The sequence below is a fragment of the Arthrobacter sp. 05T420 genome (assembly GCF_056396305.1).
Genome location: NZ_JBFTLG010000011.1, coordinates 14,042 through 33,828, shown reverse-complemented (window position 1 = coordinate 33,828; position 19,787 = coordinate 14,042). Strand labels below are relative to the sequence as shown.

Sequence of the window (19,787 nt, the reverse complement as noted above, 5' to 3'; positions counted from 1 at the left end):
CATCTGAACAATTATTCAGATGTCAGTATAACTAAGGCAAACCGAAAGTACCTAGCCACAGCTTGCAGTCGAGGGTGGGCACCGGTCGGGCCGCCCTAGTGGGTCCCGATCAAGTTGACACAATCACCGCAGCCAGTAGCCTTCTGGGATGGTCGAGGACGAGAAGGAACTGACAGGGGGAAACGCGTCGGAAAGTGTCGTGCGCGTAGGTGACACCGTCCGAAAACCTTGGCTGGAAAACTCTTCCGCAGTGCAGAGCTATCTTGGTGCGCTCCGGTCATCTGGCGTGGATGTTCCTCAGCCCCTGGGCCGGGACGACGACGGCCGACATGTGGTCGAGTACATCGAAGGAGTACTCGCGCTGGATCAGTTGCCGCTCGGGCAGGACGATTTGCTACGGGTTGGCCGGATGATTCGGCAAATCCATGATGCGAGTGAAGGAGTCGTGTTTCCCCATCCGGACGACTGGCACATGCTGCTGCCCGCTGAAAATCCGAATCTGATGTGCCATAACGACCTCGCTCCGTGGAATCTCATCAGAGGAGACCGCTGGGTGTTCATCGATTGGGATGGCGCCGGTCCCAGCACGCGGCTGTGGGATTTAGCGTACGCCGCGCAGTCGTTCGGCCAGCTGTGTGACGGGCAACCACTGGAAGATGCGGCTTTGAGATTGCGCGCCGTTGTTGACGGGTACGAAGCCGATGGCGCGCTACGCAAGGCGCTGCCGGCCGCGATGGCGAAACGAACAGCGGCGATGTTCAATCTCCTGAAGTTCTCGAACCAGACAGGGTTCCAGCCCTGGGCCGACATGTACATTGATGGACACGGCGAGCACTGGCGAGCCGCTGCTCAGTACGTCGTACTGAATCAAGCGGTCTGGGAGCAGGCCCTAGCGTAGCTAGGCGAAAATAGTGTCGGCCATGCCGCTGCTCGCATGCCAGAATCCTCATATGAGCAAGGAACGCAGTGAACTGAAGAGCACCGGATACGAGATCTTCATTGGTATCCTTTCGGTCCTGTCGATCGTCAATCTCGTGCTCTTGTATGTCGTGCGGGACACGTCGCTGGACACCGTGCTCACGGTGATGAACGGCATTTTCAGTGTGATCTTCCTCGCCGACTTCCTCTACCGGATTGTCACCGCGCCATCGGCGGGCGCCTATTTCTTCAAGCACTTTGGCTGGGCCGACCTGTTGGCCAGCGTGCCGTTGGCGCAGTTCAAGATCCTGCGGATCTTCCGGCTGGTCCGTGTGTACCGCCTGCTCCGCGAGGTCGGCGTCCGCACTGTCGGCCGCGCGCTGATCAAAGACCGGGCTGGCAGTTCCCTGTACGTACTGTTGCTCATGGGCATTTTGGTCTTGGAATTCGGAAGCCTCACGATGCTCCGCGTCGAGCAGTACGCCCCCGGGGCCAACATCACGAGCGCCTCGGATGCCATCTGGTACACGATCGTCACGATCTCGACAGTTGGATACGGTGACCAATATCCGGTCACCGATCTGGGCCGTGTCATCGGGTCAGGCATTATCGTCCTCGGTGTGGGTATCTTCGGCACCTTCACCGGTTACCTGGCCAACTTCTTCCTGGCTCCCAAGAAGGATTCCGCACCGCCCGTCGATGCGGCTGACACGAGTACCGGGACAGTCGAAGGGCTCCGCCTGAGCCTCGAAGAGTCCGAAGCAAAGCTCGCCCAGATCAGAAAGCTGCTAACCGGGCCAACCCAATGAACGCGCCGCTCCGAACCAAGAGCGCGTGTTTCCGGTGGGTCGCGGCATCCATCATGACCTGTGAACGGTAGCTCTTAGACTATTTAGGCGTGGCCGTTGGCTATGGAGGTGCTGCTCCAGGACGTCCCGGGCGGTGGTCCATTTTCGGCTTCCGTACCGGTCGTTGTTGATGTAGCGCAGAGTCGCGTCTCCGCTGAACATGCTGGCGAAGTACTGCATGCCCTGCCACGGCGGGAACGGTTCGGTAGAGGCCGGCACGATGGCTCTGACTGCCCGGCTCATGGCAGTCAGTGAACCAACACTGCCCGCGTAGAGGAGCCGGAACTGCGTTCCGGTCAGGTCGGTCATGGTGGAGGCCAGGGTCCTTGCCGTGGTCTGGTCCCCGGCGATCTGGAGGACGCGGGGCGCCCTCTCGTCGACGGCGGCAGCGGCTGTGTAGGTGGCGGTGTCGTCTTTGGTGGTGAAGTCGAGCACTTGGTCGGGGTCGGACCAGAAGAGCACACGGCGCCGTGAGAACAGGATCATTGGTGCCTGCCCGGAGAGCATGTCGGTGAAGGCGCCGTTGAGGATCGATGTGGCCTGGATTTGAGTGGTGTCCAGTCTCTGAGCGAAGTCTCTGCGAAGCTCCAGATTCCGGTTGCTTCGAGGCCGGATGCCACGGTAATCGATGGAGAAATCGGACGGGATGAAACGGGGCACGCCCACCGCGGCCGCCGCCTCCAGCAAGCGCGATTGAGCACCCAGGATAACGCTGTCGAGACCGTTGATCGCCGAGACCACACAGTCAACATCCGTGCAGGCCCTTCGGAGAGCGTCCGGATCATCGTAATCGGCCTGGATCACTTCGGCGCCCCGGGCGCGTAGTTGTGCGATCCGTGCCGGGTCGGTCTGTGGCCTAGCCAGGACCCGAACGGTGGCCCCCAGGGCGATCAGGTTCCGCAGGATTAGACCGCCGAGATCGCCGGTGGCGCCGGCGAGAAGGACTGTGCCCGGAGTGGGTGTCGTTGCGGTCATGGATTGCACCTCAAGTGATGTCTGGTGGAAGTCCGCTAAAGACTACCAACAGCGGGGGAGAGGGATTCCGGGTGCGGCACCGGCCCGGCGCCCTCAACCGAGGGGGTCGAAGGCCCAACCCAACTCATCTGGGGGCTCGCCCCTAGGAACCGATGTCCGCCAGTGTCAGCGCCGGCGGCGAACTTCCGTCGATGTCCAGTACGCCAAACTCCTTGGCAACCGCGGCGGCGACCAGCACGTGGCCGGTCCGCGCCATCAGGTTCGGGTCGTGGAACAGTGCGTTGATCACGCGGCCGATGAACTCAGGGCTTTCGCTGGTCGACAGATCGAACGCGCCGCTTTTCGCCGCAGCCACAACCGCCTCGGTTCGAACCAGGCCGGGGTAGAGCGAGGCCACCGGAACAGCGAACGGTTTTAGCTCGACGGCCATGTCGGAGGTCATCTTGTCCGTGGCAGCTTTTGCGATGCCGTAGATCGTGTTGCCGAGGTGACGCTGCGCCGACCAGAAGCTGATGTTGATGATCAAGCCGTGGTGCCGTGGCGTCATCATCCGCGCCGCATGGGCCGAACACACAAATGCCGCTCGCACTCCGGCGTCCATCATGCCGGTCCAGCGATGCGCCGGCTGATCCCAAAACGGCGCAGGCCACGTGAACGCGCCGCCTTCGACCATTTTCTCGTAGCCGCCCCAGGCGCAATTGACGAGGAGATCGAGGCGGTCGCACTCGGACCGGATCGTTTCGAACACGTGCGCCGTTTCTTCGTCTTTGAGATGGTCGCAGCGGAGGCGCCGGATCCCCGGCGGCAGGTCCGCCTGGTCGATCGAGCGGCCCGAGCCGTAAACTCGAAACCCCGCTTCCAGCAGGCCAATCGCGACGCCCCGGCCGACGCCTCGGCTGGCACCGGTCACGAGCGCCACGTCTCCCGTCGGCGCTTCATTGCGTTCGCGTTCGCTGGTCATGCTGAGCGGCCCCCGCCTGCGTTCCGTTGCGTTCCGTTCCGTGATCCCCATGATAGGCCGGAGCCGGCGCCTTGGCGCCCGGCCCCCGCACGTCGCTTCGCGCCGCTCAGCGTTCCCCACATCGTGACCGTCGGGTGGCAGTGACGGTCGTTGGCCGACGTCAGGGGTTTTGAGGATGACGAGTTGCTGGGTGGCCCGGGTCATCGCGACATAGCGGTCCACCGCGCCCTCGATGCCCGTGTCGAACGCGCCCGGGCCGACGAGGACCACCAGGTCGAACTCGAGTCCCTTCGCCAACTCTGGGGTCAGTGACCTGACGCGGGACGTCGCCCGGAACGGCCCGGTCTCGATGCCCCTAGGGCCGATGACGCAGGCGGTCCCGTCGGCATGCGCGGCGAGCCAGGTGTCGAGGCTTGAGCCCAGCTCCGCCGTCGACCCATGGACAACGGGGATGCCGCTGCTGCGGATCGACGTCGGCACGTTGGCGTCCCCCGTCGCCCAACTTGTCCTGCAAATCCTGCCCGCGTAGCATCGACATCACCAGGATTTCGGAGTCGTCGGCCGCGATCAGGTCGTCGACCACACGGTCCATAAGCTCTCGCTCCGCATCCACGACGGCCTCCTGCCGACGCTTGCGCCGTGAGGCCTCGGGGTCGCCGAGCCGTTGCCGGGCCGCATCCAGGAGCGGCAGGTCGGACACCGTCCAGACCCGGGCGTCGTGGCGCTGCAGCTTCGTGACCTCGCCCGGACGGAGCCAGGGGGGCGCACATGTACAGGTATGCGGGCACCGGCCAGAGGTCGCCGACAAGGTCCGGGTAATTCAGCAGCGGCCACGCCCTGCTGAACGCGTTGACCAGCTCCATGTTCTGCGCCAACGCCCTGCGGAGCAAGCCGTCCTGGACGTCGTCGCCGTCGTACTTGTCCACAAGGATTGTGAGCAGTTCCTCCCAGACGTCGTCGCGTGCCACGTTGTGCGGGGTGCCGGGCTCTGGTGCTGCGAACGCCTCGGCCCACTCGTCAACGCTGAGCCAGAGGTCGGCGTACGGCGTCTCGATCTCCATCCCCTGGGTGGGCGGTTCCGCATAGAACCTGACGGCCGGTTCGATGGCTTTCACCATGCCCGCGGACGACTTCAGGAGGGCCACGTCCGGGTCGGTCTCGATCGCTGCGGCGGATCCCTCGGGGACGAGGTCCCGCAGCGTGCAGGTCCGCACGCCTTCCTCGCCGAGGCAGGGGAGGGCGTCGGCAACGTAGGAGAGGTAAGGCCGGTGCGGTCCAATGAACAGCACACCACCTTTGCTGTGGGCACCACGGTGACCGAGGCGGGGGTCGGCGTAAAGGAGGTAGGAGGAGCGGTGCAGGGCGACGACTGTCTTCCCCGTACCTGGACCGCCGTCGACGACGAGAGCGCCGCGGGACGGTGCGCGGATGATGGCGTCCTGGTCGGCCTGGATGGTGCCGAGAACGTCCCGCATCCGGGCGGAGCGGCTGCTGCCCAGGCACCGGCCGCTTCACGCCGCTGCAGGGCGCGAACCCGACCATCGGCGCCGTCGATGCGCCCGAGGAGGTGCCGGAAACCCGGATCGAGGCGATCTATCCGCGCTCCCGGCGCAACGCCCTCGTCGATGCCGCCCTGTCCGCCCATCCCTACGAGACGCCGGCGTTCATGACCTTCCCGGTCGATGCCAGCGTGCCGGATGGAACGGGCCACGGGGGCTAGCGCAGCAGGGGAACACGAGGTTCCCGACGCCGGAACGGGCAGGATGACGCCTCAGGCCGCTGCCGGCGCCATCAGGAGTGCCAGCATCCCGCCTTCGAGGAGTTCAAGTTCGACGATGTGCAGCGTGTGCCGGGTTCCGTCCTCCGGCAGCATCGTCTTGCCACGCCCGAGCACGATGGGCGAGAACAGCAGAACGTACTCGTCGACAAGGTTACCCGCCATGACCGTCTTGACGAGCGTCGGGCTTCCCCAGACGATCACGTTTTCCCGTTCGCGAAGCGCGCGGACCCTGCCGGGTATGTCGTCGGCGATGACCGTGCTGTTGTTCCAGTCCGCGTGGTCCATGGTGGTCGACACGACGCAACGTTGTCCAGAGTGGTAGAAGCGGTGACAGTGAGCCTGCCCATGAGTCTCTCCTGCGGGTCGGTGCCGTTTGGCCTTTATCCGCGGCTTCTGAGCCGGAGTGTTCGTGCCTCATGGATGGCGGCGAGGGCAACAGCGCTGGCTGCGAGCCGGAGGGCGTGGACCCGGTACCACCGTTTCAGCAGGGGGTTGCGCCGCATCTCGCTGAGCGGTTTTGGGCTGAAGAACAGGGCGGGGTTGATAGACCGGAGCAGATACGCGGTGGCGGCCGCGCCGGTCGTCGAACTGGCAGCAGCGACTATCAGCCATGGCCTGCTGTCGGCATGCTTCCAGCCTGCCACGAGGGCAGCGATGGCCGCTGGCGCGTTGATCGGGGTGATCGGGGCGTAATAGCGGCCGGGGCTTCCCGCGCCAAAGGGCGACCGGGGGAGTTCGCGGCTTGCTTCCGCGGCCGCGACGCGGTGAGGGATCTTGACGAGGGCCTCATAGAGATTGCCGAAGAACCAATGCGCATGGCTGAACTCCGCCACACCCAAGAGCCGAACGGTGAGCAAATCCCGGCGGCCGGAGGAAGTCTGTCCCATGCCGACAATCTACCGCCGATGCTGTTCGCCTGGCCTCGCAATCCGCAGGAAGTGGAGATACTGAAGGTCAACATCGGATCAGTGTTGCACGGTTGCGCCCCGGAGGGGATCGGTCATGGCCCCTGCGTGACGCTCGGATCCTCGATCGCCACGGTGCCGGCGTCGCCGTCCACGCGGATCCGCTGGCCGCTGGTCAGCCGCTGGGTGGCGACCCCGGTGCCGAGCACGGCGGGGATGCCGTACTCGCGGGCCACGATCGAGCTGTGGCTCAACGGTCCGCCGACGTCGGTGACAACGGCCGATGCCATCGCGAACAGCGAGGTCCAGGCGGGAGTGGTGATGCGGGCCACCAGGACATCGCCGGGCACCATCAGGCCGAAATCCTGGGGGCCCTTAAGGACGCGGGCCGGAGCGGTGACCCGGCCCGAGCTGGCGCCGACGCCCTTGATGATGTCGCCCAGTTGGTCCTGTGAGCCTGCGGGCATCATTTTCCCGAAGGCCCCCTCCATCCACCGGCTTTCCGGGAGCAGTTGCGGGGCAGCGGCTTTGGCTTGCCCCCGCCACAGCATCTTGCGCTCCTCGACGGCGTCGGCGCGGACGGGCCGGTCGGCTCCGGTAATTGCCACAGCCGTCAATGCGCCCGGCGCGGCGAGGCCGAACTCGACGGCGCTGTGCAGCTCATGGCGGCGCAGCCAGAAGACGTCGGCAGGCTCGGCGATGACGGCGGAGTCCACCAGCCGCCGTCCGAGTTCGAGCAGCATCCGCCGTAGCAGCGGCCAGGCCAGGCCGACGTCGGCCAGGGCGTCCTCGCGGACCGGGGCGGCATTCTGAGCCCACCGGAGCAACCGGAGGAACGCCGCCTTGCGTTTCGGCCCGAGCCGGCTGATCGCCTGGTTGGTTTGGTTCTCCCTGCGCTCGGCCGACAGTCGCTGGCGCTCGTGTGGGTCGTTGCCCTGTCCCCGCAGATAGAACTTCACCGTCTCCAGCAGGGTCGAGGGATCGTCGGCCGGCAACGGGCTGACGAAGTCGAGGTTGTAGACCGCATGGCCGAACCGGTCGAGGTGATCCCGGAAGCGGGGATGCCATTGCTGCCAGAGCGCCTGATCGACGCCGGCCGGCGCGATCCCGGAGCGCTGCGCGTCGACCAGTCCCGCTGTGGTTTCGTTGAGGATCGCCGGGGCCAGCCCCGGAACTTCCCGGGCCCAGGCCGCCAGATCGAACAGCGACTTCTCCGCCCGGATGGGCTCGCTGTCGTAGCCGAGGAGGAACGTCTGGGCGGGAGGATCTCCGTCGCGCCGAACGAACCTGTCGTAGTAGGCCCGGAACGATATTTCGCTTGTTGCGGCGATGGGAATGATTGACTGCACGGCCGTGTAGTAGACGGTGCCGGCGTCCAGCAACGCCTGCACGCCCTCGAACAGTTCCTGGCCGGAGAGCTCCTCGACGGGGGACGCGGACCAGTCTTTGATCGCCTGCTCGTAGCGCGGATGCGAAAACTCCCGCCAGCCGGCCACTCCCATGTGCGCCTTGCCTCTGACCAGCGCCCGTACTGCGGTCAGCGACTTGCCCATCATCCGCCACATTCCCGAGGTGCGGTAGTAGTAATAGGCGTAGCCGTTAATGGTGGGCAGTCCCACGTCGTCATCGCGGATGACGTTCTTCCCGACCGCCTCGGCCATCAGGGCTCGCAACGAACGGGCCACCGAGCCGTCTATGAGGTCGGCGAACAGCGGCGAGAGCGGGTCGGGCAACTGTTCCACGATACTCGCCCGGAAGTACATCCCCTTCGGGTACGGCACCGTCCAGACAGCCGGCGTGTCAGCCGTCGGTTCAGGCAGTGCCGTGATGGGCCGGGATTGCAGGATGAAGAACTCGCCGGCGGCCCGTGCCCACTCGATGTCCTGCGGCACCCCGAAATGATCAGCAATCCGCGACCCATAGCCGGCCAGTGCGGCCGCCGACTGGTTGTCCAGAACGGGCTGACGACGCCGCGCGGCCGGCACCGGCTGCTCCCGCGTGCCGTGGTCCGCGTAGACAGTCATGACCTCCTTATCAGCCGTGCGGCGCGACAATACCGAGCCCGTGGCTGCCTCGACGACGACGTCATCCGTGGTCACCGTACCGCTGACCACAGACTCGCCCAGACCCCACGCGGCACTGATCACGATCTGGTCGCGGCGCCCGTTAGCCGGATTGGCGGTGAACATGACCCCGGCTGCCTCGGCGTCGACCATCTGCTGGACCACCACCGCGAGGCGTACTGCGTCCGGCCCGACGCCCTCGCGGGCCCTGTACGCCATGGCACGCGCCGTCCACAGTGATGCCCAGCAATCGGTCACGGCCTCGGCCAAAGCGTCTGTACCGCGGACATTAAGGTAGGTTTCCTGTTGCCCGGCGAAGCTGGCCGAGGCGAGGTCCTCGGCCGTGGCAGAGGAGCGCACTGCCACAGCCGAATCCCCGTTGCCCAGGCGCCCGTAGGCATCGCCGAGTTCTGCTGCGATCACGGCCGGCATGGTGCCGCCGGTGAACAGGGCGCGGATCCGCTTCGAGGCATCCTCGTAGTCCTGTGGCGCCGCCAGCGGCGGCAGTGCGGCCAGTTCGCGGATGCCGGCCTCGAGGTGGTTGGCAGCCACAAAATCCGCATAGGCCGCGGTGTTCAACACAAACCCCGGAGGAACCGGGAGCCCGGCCTGGGTGAGGCCGCCCAGTCCGACGCCCTTGCCGCCGGCCACATCGACGTCGCCGTGTCCCACATCGGCGAAGTCGTTGATGTAGGTCATGACCGTGCGTCCTTTCTGCCCGGCGCCGGATAACTTGTTGGAACCCGATTCCCAACATACTGGCACTGCCGCAGGCCCGAGGCCATAGCTGCACCTGCCGTCGGTTCTAGTCCTTGTCGAGTTCGTCAAGGAGGGACTTCGCCGCTTTGGCGATGTCGTCGTGGTCGTTCTGGGCGGCCCGGCTCTCGATGGCAAGAATCGCGCAGCGGTGCAGCCGCCGGAAATCCCCAAAGGGAAAGCTGTAACGGCCCTTGGTGTCGTCGGGTTTCTCGGTGTCTTCGCCCAGATGCCACGTGCCGTACTCGGTGTAGCCGTGCCGGTCGATGAACGCGTTTTCCTTGTCAGCGTCAGGGGCGTGCTCGCTCCAGTCGCCCCGGGTATCCCGGGCAATCGTTGCGTCCTTGATCAGACGTCGGGCATGGCGCAGCGCCTCGGTGTTGAGCTTGATCGTCATGGGGGTCGTTTTCGCTCTCTGGGTGCCGGTCAGGTCAGGGAGTTTTCGGGTGCCTCTGGCGGCTGGCCCGCACCACGTGAGACGTAAACTTTCGTGCCCGCACCTCTGCTCACCGTTGTGGGGCGGTTGGAGCGAAGACCTCGGCCGCGGGAGACTTCCGGAGTCTGTGCTCCACGAAGGCTTGCGGGGCAGCCGGGCCAGTCTTGGGCTTGGGCATCGTGCAGTGTGAAAGCCGGCTGTGTCAGGGGAGCACCCCGGGCGTTGCGTCCCGGGGTGTCACAGCACCGGCCAGCAGCCGTCTAAAAGAAATCGCAGTCCGCCCCTAGGGGAAGATCATGCATGCAATGGCTCTAAGCCCTGCTTCGGCGCCCGGCAACGGCGCCATAGATCAGAAGCACAATGACGGCCCCAAGAATTGAAAGGAGCCAGGTCCGCAGGTCAAAGAAGTCCGCGAGGCCTCCTCCGAAGATCAACGAACCTATCCAGCCTCCGAGGATTGCGCCTACGACGCCGACAACGAGTGTAATAAGCCAGCCGCCTCCCTGCCGTCCGGGAAGGACCGCCTTGGCGATAGCTCCTGCGATAAGGCCGAGAATGAGGAACGCAAGAATTCCCATTACTGTACTTCCTTTCGGTAGACCGGTCGTGGAATGCGGCCGTAACCGCGATTTAATCAGCATGCGTTGTGTCGTGCAATACCCGGTGTCGTGGTTGCTGTTTGCGGCGCTCCCTTCGCGGCCTTGCATGCAATGGATGCGGCGGCTGGCCCCGGGTCACGGATGGCAGGGGGATGGGGATCCGCGCGCGGGAGCCTAGTCCTTTGGAGTTGCCGGGTCAGGTTTGGCCGCCGAAGGGGCACTGGCGCCTGGAGTCCTCGGCCGGGGGGTCTGGAAGAAATCCACAAACCGTGCGAGTTGTTCCGACAGGATCTCCCACCCGTCGAAGTCCGCGGGGACGGCAGCCCTCTCTGCCTGGCGGGCCGCACGCAGGGCGACACTTCCGGCGTCCGTTATCTGGACGTGAAATTGACGTCGGTCAGCTGGATTGCGTGTCCTCGTGACCAGACCTCCCTCTTCCAGTCGGGCGAGGACGCGCCCGACTGTCTGGCTCTGTACATGAACCTTGGCGGCGAGCTGTTCCTGGTACATGGGGCCGGGTGCCACGGCTTCCAAGGCGATGACGGCTGCACGTGTCAGTCCCAACGGTGCCAGGGCATCGTCGTGGAGCCGCTGGACTAAGCGGGCCGCTGCGGTCAGAAGCCGGTAACCGTCCCAGGCGTGGGGCTCAGGGGCGTGGATCACGAAGAGGGCCTTCCTGATTGGGTGGCAACGAAATCACGTTGTCAGGGACGGCGCCAATATGTGCCGACGTCCTGCTCCACACTAAGCATGTCTTGCATCAATTTTGCAAGCATGCTTACTATTTTTCATGCGGGAAGCCCGCGCCGCACGCTGTTTCCCCTTTGATTTTCGCTAAGGCCTTGCGGAACAGATAGCAAGTGTGCTTACTATCTAGTTAGTAACCGTGCTTACTAATTCATCCGGTGCGCCAGCCACGATCCCAAGCAGACCATTCCTGAAAGAGAGCAACGATGACAGAGAACCCATGGGCCCAGGCAACACCCCAGGCTTCCACTGACCAGTACGCCGGCGTTGGCGTGGTGCCCCCTCAAGGTGCGGAGCGCGCTGGCTCAAAACCGGAGGCAGCCAAGGAGGAAGCGGCGGACGTAAAGCGTCAGGCCACAGACGCGGCCCAGAACGTCGCGGAAACGGCCAAGACGGAGGCAGCCAACGTCGCCGCCGAGGTCAAGACGAATGCCATGGGCCTGCTGCACCAGGCCAAGTCTGACCTCACCGATCAGGCAGGGACCCAGCAGCAGAAGGTCGCCGAAGGCCTGCGATCCGTCGCCGGCGAACTGCATTCCATGGCCGCTGCCTCCGATCAGCCCGGCGTGGCCAGCGACCTAGTCCGCCAAGCCGCAGAGCGGTCCTCCGCCGTCGCGTCCTGGCTCGATAACCGCGACCCTGGTTCGCTCCTGACGGAGGTAAAGTCCTTTGCCCGCCAGCGCCCGGGCACGTTCCTCTTGCTCGCGGCCGGGGCCGGTGTACTGGCCGGGCGTCTTAGCCGCAGCCTGAGCGCCGGGGCCCCCGAGACGACCGGAATCACGGCTACCGGAACGTCCGCCGCCGGCCGGTTCCCCGATACCGGGGTAGCGGTTCCGCCGCCGCCGGTGCAGATGCCGGCTCCGCAAACCACGACGGCGGGCTACGCGGACACGTATCCTCCGAATCCGCTGGACTCCGAGTTGGGCGCTATCGATCCCCTCCGCGACGCCGCGCCGGGCCGCCGGACCTCTGAGCCCCTTGCCGGCGAGCCCCTGCGGTCGGCTGATCCGTTGCGCGATGACCCCTTTGACGGCGGCCGTCGATGAGCAGCGAAATCCCTCCCACCGCCGCCCACGCGAAGGCGGAGTCCAATTCCCTGGGTGACCTGCTGGGCGAGGTCACGCGGGACATGTCCACCCTGATGCGGCAGGAAGTGGAACTGGCCAAGGTCGAACTCAAGCAGTCCGCCACCCGGGCCGGCAAAGGGACCGGCCTGCTGGCCGGCGCCGGCGTCGCTGGCCACTTCGTGCTTCTGTTCCTGTCTGTGGCGCTCTGGTGGGCGCTAGGGACCCTGATGGGTCTGGGGTGGTCCGCCGTGGTGGTCGCGGTCATCTGGGCCATTGTTGCCGCCATCCTGGCGGCCATGGGCCGCAAGGAACTCAACGCGATTAAGGGCATGCCGCAGACCGCCGAGACCCTGCAGGAAATCCCGCCCACTTTGAAACCCAACTCTTAGATCCAGCGAGGAAACACGATGAGTGAAAACCCGGATGTCATCCGAGCAGATATTGAAGCAACCCGCGCCCGCCTGGGCACCAACGTGGACGCCGTCGCAGACAAGGTCACGCCGTCGCACATTGTCCAGCGGCAAACAGACAAGGTTAAGGACGCCGTCTTTGGAGTGAAGGAGAGGGTCATGGGAGCCGCGGACCACACCGCCGACAACGTCCATTCAGCCGCAGGAAGCGCCGGCGCGCACGTGAGTGACGCCGGTTCAGCGGTCGCGGCCGCGCCGACCCAGCTGAAGGCGAAGACCCAGGGGAACCCGCTGGCCGCCGGGCTGATCGCTTTCGGCGCCGGCCTGCTGGTGTCCTCCCTGATTCCGGCCAGCCAGAAGGAGCGTGAAGCCGCTGATGCCCTCAAGTCGGCCGCCGAGCCGCTGACGGCGGAACTGACGGACGCCGCCAAGCACGTGGCCGAGGGGCTCAAGGAACCCGCCCAGGAAGCTATGGAAAACGTCAAGGCCACTGCGGCGGACGCTACCGAACACGTCAAGGCAGACGGCCAAACGGCTGTGGCGGACGTCAAGGACCGGACCGCCGAAGCCAAGGACAACGTTCAGCAGGCCTGAGGCCGCATCAGAATCCAGCCGGCCGCCCTCGCTAATGCGCTGGGCGGCCGGCCACTTCGCTTAACCCCAAGAAGGACTTTTCCATGGCCAAGAACCCTGCCAAGGCAGAAAATGACTCCATGACCGACGCCGAAACGGACCATAGCAGCACCGCCAAGGCCCGCACGGCGCCCGCTCCGGACGACTCCCGCAAACCGGACAGCCCCACCGACGTCACCAAGCCATCCTGGAAGTACATCGCCAAGAAGACCCTGCGTGAATTCACGAAGGACCAGTGCCCGGATCTCGCCGCAGCCCTGACGTACTACTCGGTTCTCTCCATTTTCCCGGCGCTGTTGGCCCTCGTGTCTTTGCTGGGCATATTTGGGCAGGCCGGGAAGACCACATCTGCGCTCCTCGAGATCGTCCAGGGCTTCGCGCCCGGCGACACAGTGAACGCCATCCGCGGGCCAATCGAGCAGCTCAGCAGCTCCTCCGCTGCCGGACTCACCCTGGTACTCGGCATCCTTACCGCCCTGTGGTCCGCCTCCGGGTACGTCGGGGCGTTTGGCCGGGCCATGAACCGGATCTACGAAATCGACGAGGGCCGGCCGTTTATCAAACTTCGGGGCACGATGCTCCTGGTCACGATTGCCACCGTGCTCATCGTCTTGGTGCTCTCAGCCATGCTGGTCCTGAGCGGGCCGGTGGCCGAGGCGGTCGGCAACGCAATCGGCCTGGGGGACGGCGTCCTGACGGCGTGGAACATTCTCAAGTGGCCGGTGATCCTGCTGCTCGTGATCCTGGCGATCGCCATCCTCTACTACGCCACGCCGAACGTAAAGCAGCCCAAGTTCCGCTGGATGAGCCTGGGGTCCACAATCGCCTTGGTGATCTTCCTGCTTGCGTCCCTGGCCTTCGCCTTCTACGTTGCCAACTTCAACAGCTACGAGAAGACCTACGGCGCGATCGGCGGCGTCATCATCTCGCTGCTGTGGCTCTGGATCCTGAACATGTCGCTGCTGTTCGGTGCCGAGTTCGACGCCGAGATGGAGCGTGGCCGCCAGCTCCAGGCCGGCATCGAGGCCGAGGAGACCATCCAGCTGCCGCCTCGGGACACGAAACAGAGCGACAAGCTGCAGGCCCGCGAGGAAGAGGACATCCGCCGCGGGCGGGAACTGCGGGAACACCAGGGGGACCAGCACGAATTGCGGGACGGCAACAACCATCCCAGAGACAACGAGGGAGTGGACCGCACCTAGCTTTCGAAAGAGTCAGGCCTCGCTGATTGCGGCGAGTTTGACGCCGTTCTTTTGTCCTTCCCAGGTGCCCGTCAACGTGAGCCGGCCGACTGGCTGCTCGCTAAGGTCCAGTCGCCGGACAACGACTAAGTGGAGGCCGGCAGTCTCGATAGCCGTGCCGGCGTCGACGGGGCGTGGGGTAGCCGAAGTGACGTCCGGAACTGCATCGAGTTTCGGTCCGGTGCTGTGCACGAAGACCGACTGGGCCAGGAGTTCTTGTGTTCCCCCTTTTTGGAGGTATTGCTCAGCCTGCGGGCGGCCCAGCATGATGCTCGCCGCCAGCGCTGCCACGTAGATGGGATCGGCGCAGGCATCGTAAACCCATCTGGGGCCGAGAACCGAGTGCTGCATCGTTCCGACTAGCCATGGTTCCGCTCCGGCCAGGGGCTGGGCCCTGTACGTGAGGGGAACTTGAACGGTGGATCCGCCCACCGAGACGATGATCGTTTCAATGCCGACCTCACCGGCGGGGTCGTCGAACCGGTAGGAGCCTACTTTGCGCAATCCTGCCGTGCCGGGCTCAGTGAACCACGGCTGGCTGGGCAGCCACTCTTCGAGAAGTTCAAGTTTCGTCGGCTGCAGTTCTGCCTGATGAATGATCGCCATGGCTGCAAGCCTAAACCCGCGGCCCGGGGGTGTCCCCGCAGAATGAGCCCATGAGGCTATTTGAGTCCGAGATGTCAGTTATAGATGCGGCTTTGGATCTGGCTGCCACGCTCGGAAGCCTAATCACAGGGTCGCTGCAGCTGCGATGGATGCCGCCGGGACGATACACCGGAGTGAATGTCTATCACTTCACCGGCGGCCCGCGCGCCGAACTCGTCGCTCTCCGTGCGGCTGCCGCTGCTGGGCCGGCCCCCTTCTGAGATCCCGATAGCGCTCGGACCTGCCTTATTCGTGTTCGACGATGATGCCGAGCACCGCACCTTGGACGGTTTGGTTACGGACGTAGTCAGCCGCCGGCTGAATCCGCAACCACCGAATAAACAGCCCCCGAATAGAAAGCCAGGGTGGCTTTCGGTTGAGCTGAGTTCCTCAGCCGACTAGATGACCAGCGGCGCCCAGATGTCCAGCGCTGCCTAGATGTCCAGCGCTGCCCGGCGCTGCGGCGGGGGACCCACCACTGTCAGGTCCATCTCGGCCTGGGCCCGGCCGAAGCCCTCCATGTCCATGTATGGCTGGCCGCCCTCCGTGTACATGTAGTCCTCGGTGGGCTTGTTGAAGTATTCGAAGAAGCCGTTGAAGACCGAGGGCGTCAGGAAACCAACCATCTGGGTGTTGTGGGAGTCGAAGGCGAAGGAATGGATGGTTCCCGCCGGAGCGTGGAGGAAGTCACCCTTGGTGAGCAGCACCTCGCGGCCGTTGGCGTAGATCCACATCCGGCCCTCCGTGCAGAGGAAGTTTTCCGTGTGCTGTTCATGGAAATGCAGCGGAATGTAGGGAGATTTGGCGCCCTTGGTGTGGACGGCAAAGTAGTTCGATCCCGTGTTCGCCGGCCGGGACAGGTACGTGAACATGGTCTGGTAGCTGACCAGCCGCTCGCCCTCGCCGGCGCTGAGGAAGTATGGGCTCTGGGCGGACGGCAGTCCGGCGTCCTGCCGGAAGGACGGCGCCACCCGTTCGACGTCGGGGAACGTCATGCCGAATTCTGCGCCCACCTCGACGCACTCCCGCAGACTGAGCTTTCGTCCCGCCGTGACAGGAGGGACGTGCGAATCGATGGGGGTGCCGACGCGTTCGTAATAGGCCTCGGCGCCGCCAGGAGTCATCCAGTTCAGGAACCGGGTGTAGTGGCTCGCCATCCGGTACGCGTGCGGGGTTCCTGGCGGGATCACCACGGAATCCCCGGGAGTCAGGATCCGGCTTTCTCCCGGCAGCCAGACATGCAGGATGCCGTCGAAGACGTACAGCGTCTTGTGTTCCACGGCATGGGTCACAAACGGCGATTCGGCTCCCATGCCGCCGGAGATGTAGGCGGCGCTGAAGATTCCGCCGGTATCCGCCGCCCGGGCGATAACTGTGACCAGCTGGCCGTTGATCTCATAACGGGCGCCCTCGCCCGACGCCATGTAATACGGGACGGCGTCGCCGGGAAGCACATTCGCCACCGGCAGCTGCTTGTTCATTTCCTCAACGCTGAGGGACATCGCATCCTTCTTTCCTGTCAATGGACCGCGGGCTGTCCCCAAGACTGCCTTGGATTCCCCGCCGCGACGACATCCATTTCCAATGGATGAAACACTTCTGCCGCTTCGCACTGAGGAGAATGAGAGCGGTGGGGCCCACCCGACGACCGCCGGCGCTAAACGTTGACCGTCAGCGTGACGGGCGATGCCGTCTCCGGCCCGCCACATCCGACTGTTCCGCCGGTCCGCTGCCACGCTAGGGACGTCTTTTTCTCGGCGAGAGTCTTTCCTGTTGAGTCGAGAGCGCGGACGACCACTGATCCGGGGGAGTCGATTTCGAACCCAAACCGCCAACTGTCCGAGCCGATCTTCTCTACAACGATGCGACGCACGGTGTGACCACCGCCCGGCGCGGTACCGAGACCGTTGGCCCCGGTTGGAGTTGCCGTCCCGGATGGAGGTACGGCCTGCGGTGCTTGGCTCTCCGCCGCCCGGGAACATGAGTCCGGGGTGCACAGCTGCACCCACGACACGTTGCGGGTGTCCCCATCCAGGGTCACGGTGACGAAGTTGATCCACGCGATGGCCGGGCAAACTCTCGCGCACCCCCCGACCGGCACCAGTGACGGCAGCAAGACTGTCAGCCATGCAAGGGATCGCAAGAGCCTCATGCGGCCAGCATAAGTCCCGGTCACTTAAGAGGCTACGTCCACGGTCTGCAACGAGTCGGGCTTTCCTATGGGAACATCACTGAGGCCGCCAATGGCGCGATGAAGGTGCGATTGGGAGTGGCTGATACAGGGCGGCGTCATGCGCGTGGGCCTAGATGTCAGCGGCGTTCGCCGATACGGTCTAAAGTCCCTGTTTTCGTGTCAGTCCTCCCGGCTACTCTTGCGTGAGGCGCATGGCGGTCCGTAATGCGAGCCGGTGCGCCTTAAGCCAATAACAATGGGGGTACGTTGTCCAACGATTCAGTCATGACCTGGCTTCCCGGTGATGCGGGCCGCACAGCGGCGACAGAGCCTTCCGCACGGGGCGACGCCGTCGCCCCGTGTTGGGACCGGGTCATCCCGCCGCCGTCTGAGGGTGCCAGTCGCGTTGCCTACTGCCGCGACCATTTGCCGCCCTTGTAGGGGCACGGCGGCGGCAGGGCCCTGGCGCCGGCATTGTTTCCTACCCCGCAGCGTACCGGGGTGGCCTCGCGGACGGCATTGTTGGCTGCTATTTACCTAGGATTTACGTGGCCGGCCTTGTGGGCGTTTCAAGGCCGCAGCGAGACTAATAGGACGCAGCTGACGTCATCAGTTCAGCAGCGAGGACAAACCAAACCACTGGGAAGCAGCGAGGCTTTCCCGTCTCTACCGTGGCGATGATGCCCGGACGGGGAGCCCACACATCGGAGGATCGTCATGGCCGGCACATTTGAACTCTTCGTAGATGCTGATGCTTGCATCAGGTTCCGGCTCAGGGCACCGGATGGGGCGGTACTGGCCGTCTCTAAGGGATTTGCAGACAAGCCTGCTGCTGTTGCCGGCATCAGGGCCATGCGCGAGTACGCCGGCATGGGGCTGATCAGTGACCTGTGCCCGGACGAGTTGCGCGCAAGTCCACCGGCACCGCGGACTAGGACCGCCCCCACACCGGTGCCCGGCGTTGACCGACGGGTGCACGACAACGATCTCCGCATCCGCGCCCGGGCCCTCCGCCGTCCGGCGCACGGGCCCGGCGCAATCGGCGTCGGCTGATCCGGCAGCATAAGCAGGAGCCGGGGCCCGACGGGCCGAGGCTGACCGACTCAGGCGGATGCTTGGATGCCGAGGCGCTGTTACGGGTCCATTCCAGCGTGCACCGTAACGAACTCGATCTTGTTCGCCGGCTGGACCGTTTTCTTGGGGGCCCGCGAGAACCCCTTGGCGTCCAGGTGATTCTGGGCCCGGTACTCCGCCACGGCGTCGTCATAGAGACCGTTGAGCCGGCGCCCGGAGTAGACCTGCTCTGAACCGTCAGTGAACGTGATGCTGATCTGTGACTTTTCCGGAAAATGCCTGTTCATGCGGATGAAGCCCTCGGCGTCTTGCTTGAGGTTGATCATGTGGTTCCCACTTTCGTGATCGAGTTGATCCAGTCTCGCGCCTTGGCTGCCACTAATCCAACCGGCCGGCTCCAACGTGGGTGGCGTGCACCTACCCGGAGGCATAGGCGTCCACCGCTTGCTCCAGCACGTCGCTGTAACGGTCCCAGGAGGCGGCGGGTGCGGCGGCTACCAGGACACTGCCGCCCCGCGTTCCGGAAACGAGACAGGCGATCTCCCGGTATTTGTGGCCGCCGATGCGGGTTACATATGTGTCCTCCACACAGGAGCCTGGGCCTCCGCGGAACCGCATGCCGGCACGCTCCGCCAGCCGATTCGCAGATGCGGCGTGTTCGCCCGTGAGGTGGGCGAGCCGGAACTCTGGCCAATTGGACTGCGCTTCGTCGCCTTGTTGCGGCGTGGCGTTGAGATAAATCTTGAGATCACCGTTGGGCGCCGTGACGGTGGCAGATACCGTGCCCGGGTCGCCCGGTGTGGGAGCTGCACCGGGCGGGATGGACAACACCGCTGTTGCTTTCGGCAGTGCCAAGGACTGCCACGCCGCCGGGGCAGGGCCGGCGTGGAACCAAGAGAACGGTGTTGCGCCGGACGGAGAAGCCGCCGGTACCTGGTTCCCGGGCCCGGGTCCGGAACCGCAGCCACCGGCGCCCAGCACCGCCGTCGTCACCAGCACCCCGACGAACAGCAACGACTTTCGGCTTCGTGCTCTAAGCCCCCCGATAAAGCTATTTGTTGCCGTCACCGTCGTCCGGTCCTCCGTTGTTATCGCCGTCCTGGTCGTTCCCCCGAGGCGCCGGGGCGGGCGGAACCATGGGCCGGGGAGTCATGGCGGGCGGGATCATCGGCCGCGGGATCATGGGATTCGGAACCATCGGCCGCCGGGCCGGGGCCGCCGGCGGAACGACGTGTCGCGGTGCCGGGGCGGCCGGCCGGACCATCGGGGCCGGCACCATGGCAGGCCGAGGTGGCGGTGCCGGAGCCACCTGGGGCGGGAGGGCTGCCGGAGCCGGCGGTGCCGTAGCTACCTGGGACGGGGCCGGCGCTGGAGCCGGGCCAGGGCTTGCGGGGACTTTGGGCGACGGCGAGGGGCTCCCCGTCGCGGGAACTGACGGCACTGTGTAGGGGGCCGGTGCCGGCATTGCAGGGTGCCCGGCGAAGCAGGCCGCCAGCAGCAAGGTAGTGCCTAACGCCGCGGCGGCTGACGCCGGGCGGGAAATCTTCATTGTGCTC

Annotated in this window: 21 protein-coding genes; 9 read left to right on the top strand and 12 right to left on the bottom strand. The window is 65.1% G+C overall.

The features are described from left to right. Nucleotides 1-148 precede the first annotated feature (148 nt). Nucleotides 149-898, top strand: coding sequence for a phosphotransferase (locus AC1DEM_RS12075; RefSeq protein WP_476884599.1), 750 nt, complete (start codon nucleotides 149-151; stop codon nucleotides 896-898). Nucleotides 899-950: 52 nt separating this feature from the next. Continuing rightward, entirely contained in the window at nucleotides 951-1,727 is a 777-nt protein-coding gene (locus AC1DEM_RS12070) for an ion transporter (RefSeq protein WP_476884598.1), read from the top strand. A gap of 51 nt (nucleotides 1,728-1,778) precedes the next feature. Here AC1DEM_RS12070 and AC1DEM_RS12065 read toward each other — a convergent pair whose 3' ends face one another. Together AC1DEM_RS12065 and AC1DEM_RS12060 are read right to left on the bottom strand one after the other, a co-directional pair. Continuing rightward, nucleotides 1,779-2,741: an NmrA family NAD(P)-binding protein gene (locus tag AC1DEM_RS12065; protein ID WP_476884597.1), complete on the bottom strand. Its 963-nt coding sequence runs from the start codon at nucleotides 2,739-2,741 to the stop codon at nucleotides 1,779-1,781. A gap of 142 nt (nucleotides 2,742-2,883) precedes the next feature. Then, nucleotides 2,884-4,182: an SDR family NAD(P)-dependent oxidoreductase gene (locus tag AC1DEM_RS12060; protein ID WP_476884596.1), complete on the bottom strand. Its 1,299-nt coding sequence runs from the start codon at nucleotides 4,180-4,182 to the stop codon at nucleotides 2,884-2,886. A 1,087-nt stretch (nucleotides 4,183-5,269) separates the two neighbouring features. Here AC1DEM_RS12060 and AC1DEM_RS12055 point away from each other — a divergent pair. Beyond that, on the top strand, nucleotides 5,270-5,422 hold the full coding sequence (locus tag AC1DEM_RS12055; protein WP_476884595.1) for a hypothetical protein: 153 nt from the start codon (nucleotides 5,270-5,272) through the stop codon (nucleotides 5,420-5,422). A gap of 51 nt (nucleotides 5,423-5,473) precedes the next feature. Here AC1DEM_RS12055 and AC1DEM_RS12050 read toward each other — a convergent pair whose 3' ends face one another. The 6 genes from AC1DEM_RS12050 to AC1DEM_RS12025 all read right to left on the bottom strand — a co-directional run bounded on the left by AC1DEM_RS12050 (nucleotide 5,474) and on the right by AC1DEM_RS12025 (nucleotide 10,904). After that, the gene (locus AC1DEM_RS12050; RefSeq protein ID WP_476884709.1) at nucleotides 5,474-5,866 is read right to left on the bottom strand and encodes a dihydrofolate reductase family protein; all 393 of its coding nucleotides are present in this window, start codon (nucleotides 5,864-5,866) and stop codon (nucleotides 5,474-5,476) included. Beyond that, entirely contained in the window at nucleotides 5,863-6,369 is a 507-nt protein-coding gene (locus tag AC1DEM_RS12045) for a hypothetical protein (RefSeq protein WP_476884594.1), read from the bottom strand. The genes AC1DEM_RS12050 and AC1DEM_RS12045 overlap by 4 nt, the downstream gene beginning before the upstream one ends. A 113-nt stretch (nucleotides 6,370-6,482) precedes the next feature. Continuing rightward, entirely contained in the window at nucleotides 6,483-9,149 is a 2,667-nt protein-coding gene (locus AC1DEM_RS12040; protein ID WP_476884593.1) for a PEP/pyruvate-binding domain-containing protein, read from the bottom strand. A 106-nt stretch (nucleotides 9,150-9,255) separates the two neighbouring features. Then, nucleotides 9,256-9,603 (bottom strand): hypothetical protein, encoded by a 348-nt coding sequence (locus tag AC1DEM_RS12035; RefSeq protein ID WP_476884592.1) that lies wholly within the window; start codon nucleotides 9,601-9,603, stop codon nucleotides 9,256-9,258. Nucleotides 9,604-9,953: 350 nt separating this feature from the next. Continuing rightward, nucleotides 9,954-10,220 carry a GlsB/YeaQ/YmgE family stress response membrane protein gene (locus AC1DEM_RS12030; RefSeq protein WP_476884591.1) on the bottom strand — a complete coding sequence of 89 codons (267 nt, stop codon included), beginning with the start codon at nucleotides 10,218-10,220 and terminating at the stop codon, nucleotides 9,954-9,956. A gap of 195 nt (nucleotides 10,221-10,415) precedes the next feature. Beyond that, nucleotides 10,416-10,904 (bottom strand): MarR family winged helix-turn-helix transcriptional regulator, encoded by a 489-nt coding sequence (locus tag AC1DEM_RS12025; protein ID WP_476884590.1) that lies wholly within the window; start codon nucleotides 10,902-10,904, stop codon nucleotides 10,416-10,418. Nucleotides 10,905-11,194: 290 nt separating this feature from the next. Between AC1DEM_RS12025 and AC1DEM_RS12020 the strand changes: the two genes are divergently transcribed. The 4 genes from AC1DEM_RS12020 (at nucleotide 11,195) to AC1DEM_RS12005 (ending at nucleotide 14,300) form a co-directional block, all read left to right on the top strand. Further along, the gene (locus tag AC1DEM_RS12020) at nucleotides 11,195-12,034 is read left to right on the top strand and encodes an ATP synthase subunit B family protein (protein WP_476884589.1); all 840 of its coding nucleotides are present in this window, start codon (nucleotides 11,195-11,197) and stop codon (nucleotides 12,032-12,034) included. Beyond that, nucleotides 12,031-12,444, top strand: coding sequence for a phage holin family protein (locus tag AC1DEM_RS12015; RefSeq protein WP_476884588.1), 414 nt, complete (start codon nucleotides 12,031-12,033; stop codon nucleotides 12,442-12,444). The genes AC1DEM_RS12020 and AC1DEM_RS12015 overlap by 4 nt, the downstream gene beginning before the upstream one ends. A gap of 18 nt (nucleotides 12,445-12,462) precedes the next feature. Continuing rightward, nucleotides 12,463-13,059, top strand: coding sequence for a DUF3618 domain-containing protein (locus tag AC1DEM_RS12010; RefSeq protein ID WP_476884587.1), 597 nt, complete (start codon nucleotides 12,463-12,465; stop codon nucleotides 13,057-13,059). 83 nt (nucleotides 13,060-13,142) lie between these two features. Next, complete coding sequence (locus AC1DEM_RS12005; protein WP_476884586.1) at nucleotides 13,143-14,300, top strand: YihY/virulence factor BrkB family protein; 1,158 nt, start codon at nucleotides 13,143-13,145, stop codon at nucleotides 14,298-14,300. 12 nt (nucleotides 14,301-14,312) lie between these two features. Here the strand turns inward: AC1DEM_RS12005 and AC1DEM_RS12000 are convergent, their stop codons facing one another. Beyond that, nucleotides 14,313-14,945: a CG0192-related protein gene (locus tag AC1DEM_RS12000; RefSeq protein WP_476884585.1), complete on the bottom strand. Its 633-nt coding sequence runs from the start codon at nucleotides 14,943-14,945 to the stop codon at nucleotides 14,313-14,315. 473 nt (nucleotides 14,946-15,418) lie between these two features. Then, nucleotides 15,419-16,486 carry a quercetin 2,3-dioxygenase gene (locus tag AC1DEM_RS11995; RefSeq protein ID WP_476884584.1) on the bottom strand — a complete coding sequence of 356 codons (1,068 nt, stop codon included), beginning with the start codon at nucleotides 16,484-16,486 and terminating at the stop codon, nucleotides 15,419-15,421. A 1,388-nt stretch (nucleotides 16,487-17,874) separates the two neighbouring features. Here AC1DEM_RS11995 and AC1DEM_RS11990 point away from each other — a divergent pair. Further along, a complete protein-coding gene (locus AC1DEM_RS11990; RefSeq protein WP_476884583.1) occupies nucleotides 17,875-18,210 on the top strand; it encodes a YegP family protein in 336 nt (111 codons plus the stop codon). Nucleotides 18,211-18,290: 80 nt separating this feature from the next. Here AC1DEM_RS11990 and AC1DEM_RS11985 read toward each other — a convergent pair whose 3' ends face one another. Together AC1DEM_RS11985 and AC1DEM_RS11980 are read right to left on the bottom strand one after the other, a co-directional pair. Next, the gene (locus tag AC1DEM_RS11985; RefSeq protein ID WP_476884582.1) at nucleotides 18,291-18,557 is read right to left on the bottom strand and encodes a hypothetical protein; all 267 of its coding nucleotides are present in this window, start codon (nucleotides 18,555-18,557) and stop codon (nucleotides 18,291-18,293) included. Nucleotides 18,558-18,648: 91 nt separating this feature from the next. Further along, nucleotides 18,649-19,299, bottom strand: coding sequence for a hypothetical protein (locus AC1DEM_RS11980; RefSeq protein ID WP_476884581.1), 651 nt, complete (start codon nucleotides 19,297-19,299; stop codon nucleotides 18,649-18,651). An 83-nt stretch (nucleotides 19,300-19,382) separates the two neighbouring features. Here AC1DEM_RS11980 and AC1DEM_RS11975 point away from each other — a divergent pair, with 83 nt between their 5' ends. Next, nucleotides 19,383-19,679, top strand: coding sequence for a hypothetical protein (locus AC1DEM_RS11975; protein WP_476884580.1), 297 nt, complete (start codon nucleotides 19,383-19,385; stop codon nucleotides 19,677-19,679). The last annotated feature ends 108 nt before the right edge of the window (nucleotides 19,680-19,787 follow it).